Source organism: Kitasatospora sp. NPDC001547 (genome assembly GCF_042894165.1).
Lineage (GTDB): Bacteria > Actinomycetota > Actinomycetes > Streptomycetales > Streptomycetaceae > Kitasatospora.
Genome location: NZ_JBIAVL010000057.1, coordinates 1 through 1712, shown reverse-complemented (window position 1 = coordinate 1712; position 1712 = coordinate 1). Strand labels below are relative to the sequence as shown.

1 rRNA gene is annotated in these 1712 nt (G+C 56.6%); it reads right to left on the bottom strand.

Features of this window, described 5'->3' with window-relative positions:
- Nucleotides 1–1712: ribosomal RNA gene (locus ACFY0X_RS36835) — 23S ribosomal RNA — on the bottom strand; the annotation flags it as partial.

Below are 1712 nucleotides of genomic sequence, written 5' to 3'. Positions count from 1 at the left end.
GCTTCACAGTCTCCCACCTATCCTACACAAGCCGAACCGAACACCAATATCAAGCTATAGTAAAGGTCCCGGGGTCTTTCCGTCCTGCTGCGCGAAACGAGCATCTTTACTCGTAATGCAATTTCACCGGGCCTATGGTTGAGACAGTCGAGAAGTCGTTACGCCATTCGTGCAGGTCGGAACTTACCCGACAAGGAATTTCGCTACCTTAGGATGGTTATAGTTACCACCGCCGTTTACTGGCGCTTAAGTTCTCAGCTTCGCCTGGCCGAAACCAAGCTAACCGGTCCCCTTAACGTTCCAGCACCGGGCAGGCGTCAGTCCGTATACATCGCCTTACGGCTTCGCACGGACCTGTGTTTTTAGTAAACAGTCGCTTCTCGCTGGTCTCTGCGGCCACCCCCAGCTCAAGGTGCAAGACCCATCACCAGGAATGGCCCCCCTTCTCCCGAAGTTACGGGGGCATTTTGCCGAGTTCCTTAACCATAGTTCACCCGAACGCCTCGGTATTCTCTACCTGACCACCTGAGTCGGTTTGGGGTACGGGCCGCCATGAAACTCGCTAGAGGCTTTTCTCGACAGCATAGGATCATCCACTTCACCACAATCGGCTCGGCATCAGGTCTCAGCCTTCATGTGAGGCGGATTTGCCTACCTCACGGCCTACACCCTTACCCCGGGACAACCACCGCCCGGGCTGGACTACCTTCCTGCGTCACCCCATCGCTCACCTACTACCCCGTTGGGTCACCGGCTCCACCACGTCCCTTCGTCCGAAGACTCCAGGCCGGCTTCACGGGCTTAGCATCAAGAGGTTCAGCGTTGGCGCTTCAAAGCGGGTACGGGAATATCAACCCGTTGTCCATCGACTACGCCTGTCGGCCTCGCCTTAGGTCCCGACTTACCCTGGGCAGATCAGCTTGACCCAGGAACCCTTGGTCAATCGGCGCAAGAGTTTCCCACTCTTGTATCGCTACTCATGCCTGCATTCTCACTCGTATACCGTCCACGACTGGTTTCCACCGCCGCTTCACCCGGCACACGACGCTCCCCTACCCATCACAGCAGGCGTTGGCCCTATTGCTGCAATGACACGACTTCGGTGATGTGCTTGAGCCCCGCTACATTGTCGGCGCGGAATCACTTGACCAGTGAGCTATTACGCACTCTTTCAAGGGTGGCTGCTTCTAAGCCAACCTCCTGGTTGTCTCTGCGACTCCACATCCTTTCCCACTTAGCACACGCTTAGGGACCTTAGTCGGTGTTCTGGGCTGTTTCCCTCTCGACCATGGAGCTTATCCCCCACAGTCTCACTGCCACGCTCTCACTTACCGGCATTCGGAGTTTGGCTAAGGTCAGTAACCCGGTAAGGCCCATCGCCTATCCAGTGCTCTACCTCCGGCAAGAAACACGTGACGCTGCACCTAAATGCATTTCGGGGAGAACCAGCTATCACGGAGTTTGATTGGCCTTTCACCCCTAACCACAGGTCATCCCCCAGGTTTTCAACCCTGGTGGGTTCGGTCCTCCACACGGTCTTACCCGCGCTTCAACCTGCCCATGGCTAGATCACTCCGCTTCGGGTCTTGGGCATGCAACTCAACCGCCCTATTCGGACTCGCTTTCGCTACGGCTACCCCACACGGGTTAACCTCGCTACACACCGCAAACTCGCAGGCTCATTCTTCAAAAGGCACGCAGTCACGGCCCAC